Here is a 3,284-nt window from a genome sequence, read left to right as displayed (position 1 = left end):
ATCGGAAAAGTTGAGTAATCAACAAGAGTAATATTTTTAACTAAGGGAAACCGGATTATCCGTTCCAGATTCGGATATGCTAATTTCAATTTCGGAAATTTTTGAAACACCAGTTAGTGCATTACTCGGTGAATCGATTATTGAACAAGAGGCTGATGATGTAAAAGTAATAGCAGAAAAACTTGAAGTTATTAATTTACAACTGGCAAAAAGGAAGGAAACAAGGCGGAAGATTTTGCATTGGGCCTTTATCACATTGTGCTTATTATTGGTAGTGACTTTTGTGTTTTTCCTCACATTAAATAGTGCCTATCTAAATTGGGATTACGGTAATCCAGAAACGGCGGTTCAGGGAGTTGGGGTTCATATCTTTGAGTGGATGTTTATCAGGATCGCACCAGTGGCAGCTGTGATTGCTATTATCGGTGCTATTTTGACACGAAATAGAAAATTACATGGACTATAGAAGAAAAGAATAAGTGGAAATAACAGGTGTTCTTATTTGAACACCTGTTATTTAAAACTAGTTCAATGAATTCTCATGATTAGCAATATATTGCATTTGTTAGCAAATAAATGGCGGTATGATGCAGTGATTAAAGTTGTTTTGTAAATAAAGTTGCTTCTTGCTTTACAATTAAAAAAAGAATACAGATACTATATAAACTTAAATATATTAAGATATCATAGAAAAAGGTTTTCACGAATCGATCTTATTGATCATAGCGAAAACCTTTGACTATTTGTATAAAAATCATCTTTTTTGCTTGTGAAACATTTCAAGTGTATAGTCGATGGCGATTTCTAAGGGATCTACAAAGCGTTCATCTAATTGCTCACGCTCTTTTAAAATCGATAATTCTGTACAAGCTAAGATCATACGCTCAACCTGCTGTTCTTCCATCTCTTTGATGATGCTGATTAATTTATCCTTATGAATAGGTTTACCGGCTTTAATATCATCATAAATTAAAGACATAACATGTTGTTGATTTTCCTGATTTGGGATGACCCATTCTAACTGTTGTGACTCACAGCTTTTCTGATACAATTGGCTTTTTATTGTACCATCAGTCGCTAATATTCCAACTCTTTTTATGCCTTCTTTTTTTAATCGTTCTGTCGTATGGTCAATCAAATGGTAAATAGGTGCATGACTTACCTTTTGAAATTCATCATAGAAAAAATGCGAAGTGTTACATGGAATCAAAATGAGTTTTACCCCAATCTGATTGAGTAAATGCAGATCTTCCATAAAATAAGGAAGAGGATTATCATTTGTATGATCTAAGATATAGCTCGTGCGATCAGCAATCTCGGCATGATTCAATATCACCATATTTAAATGGTCCTGATCGGTAGGTGCCTTGGTTGCACGTAATATTTTTTCATATAGGTATGCACTCGCTTCTGAGCCGACACCACCGATAATACCTAGTTGATAATTCATGGAGCACCTCCTATCCTGCCCTTAATAGTATCATACATCAAAAAGGGAAACAATATGACAAAATAAGAAAACGTTTAAGAAATTAGAGAGCTTATTTAAAAGTTTTGACTACTAAGGTACGATCCACCTGAATGTGAAAAAGAAAAAAGGGGGAGGTCATTCTTGTGCTCTAATGAATAGGTTACTAGGATGATAATAAAAAAACAGCAAGAATGCTGTTTATGATTAAATCCCACGTTTATTGAAATAGAGCTTATACTTTTTATAAGCCATATGATAAAATCGGCGGATCATGACGGCGCGGAATAAGGAGCGATCTTCTTTATATAAAAGTGTTGTGTCATATTTCTTTTCTTGAATTAATTGCTTTACCTGTGCATAAGAATCCTTAGAAACATATTTCAACAACAATTTCGGTGGTATATGGAGCCATAGATATGGATTATCGTGATAATGTGTTTCCATTTGCTTATGTTCAATCAAGTCATCAACAAGATATTTTACTAGATTACATCCAGACGCAGTTGTGAAATAGCTGCTGCGACCTTGTCGGATATTGATTTCGAATACTTTGTATTTACCATCACGGACATCATATTTCATATCGAAATTAGAAAATCCAGTGTAGTGCATATCTTCAAGGAATTTCTGATAGCGTGCATATACCTGTTTATTTGCTTGTTGGACGATTGCATTGTAATTGCCAATACCATGTGGTGTATAATCTTCACTGACACAATGTCCAAGGCACATCATTTTTACTTTACCATCGCGATCAGAATAGCTGTTTAAGACATACATTGTACTGTCATCACCTGGAATGAAGTCCTGAATGATCATGCAGCCGGTATAGCCGGCATTGTATACCGCATCTAGGATTTGTCTTAATTCATCCATATTTTCAGCACGGTAGCCCTTTTTCTTTCCTTCAAATTCCAGATCTACATATTCGATAGAATTGCTGGCTTTCGCCGCTACAGGAAAGTCGAATGGTAGAGTGAAGTTATCTTTATTTGCTTTCGTTATAATAAAAGTTTTTGGATAGTCGAGTCCGTATTCTTCACAAATCTGATAGAAATCTTCTTTATTTTCTAATTTTTCTTTCATTTCATTGGAAATGTAATTTGTCACAAAATAGTTATCCAGAACATCGCGGTGATTAACAATCAGTTCGGTATAACGGTCTCCGCAAGCGATGAGCAGTAAGTGCTCATAATATTGATGATAGGTCTTACCTACTTCTTCAATATATTTAACAAAGTTATCATCATGATCAAATTCATGAAAGGTCATTACTTTTACAATGTTACTTTTTTTTGTTTCTAATAAAGGAGCTTTCCCTAAAGAGAGAGATGTAATTCCATATTCTTTATGGAAGGATTTTGCTATTCCATAGGCATTGGCGTCAGTACCTAAGATGACTGGTAGAAACTTGCGGTTGGTGTTTTTTACTAGAATATCCATATTGTAGTTTTACCTCTTTTCTATATTCAATGTAGTTTATCGTCCATGTGATCATATTCGTTGTTATTTTCATACATCTATATATTCACATTGCGTTAATCATTATAGCATAGTTTTGGTTAGAGGTTTTAATAAAATCTTAAAGTATGATGAATTCAGGGCATGAGTATGTAATGTTTTTAAAAGATAGGATTAGGAGGGGGAAAAGATGCTATGTGAGTTGTTTAGGATAGGGAGTTATCAATAGTGGGAAAACTTCTTTTTTAATGAATAACTGTGTAAACGTTTACATAAAAGGTGAGTAAAAAAAGCCTTTTAAAAAGTGAAAAAAATAAAAAATAAGCGTTGACATGAAAGATAAATTGATGTA

3 protein-coding genes are annotated in these 3,284 nt (G+C 33.8%); 1 reads left to right on the top strand and 2 read right to left on the bottom strand.

The features are described from left to right. Window positions 1-76 precede the first annotated feature (76 nt). Window positions 77-466: a hypothetical protein gene (locus AC1VS3_RS12810; protein ID WP_008690017.1), complete on the top strand. Its 390-nt coding sequence runs from the start codon at window positions 77-79 to the stop codon at window positions 464-466. Between the two features lie 288 nt (window positions 467-754). On the opposite strand, the gene AC1VS3_RS12805 is transcribed toward AC1VS3_RS12810, so the two are convergent. Both AC1VS3_RS12805 and AC1VS3_RS12800 read right to left on the bottom strand, forming a co-directional pair. Beyond that, window positions 755-1,450 carry an aspartate/glutamate racemase family protein gene (locus AC1VS3_RS12805; RefSeq protein ID WP_008690015.1) on the bottom strand — a complete coding sequence of 232 codons (696 nt, stop codon included), beginning with the start codon at window positions 1,448-1,450 and terminating at the stop codon, window positions 755-757. Window positions 1,451-1,675: 225 nt separating this feature from the next. Next, window positions 1,676-2,914, bottom strand: coding sequence for a carboxylate--amine ligase (locus AC1VS3_RS12800; RefSeq protein WP_481275681.1), 1,239 nt, complete (start codon window positions 2,912-2,914; stop codon window positions 1,676-1,678). Window positions 2,915-3,284 lie beyond the last annotated feature (370 nt).

This window comes from Longicatena sp., from assembly GCF_982403165.1.
Note: the sequence above shows the minus strand (reverse complement) of the source record. Positions and strands in the feature narration are given on the sequence as shown.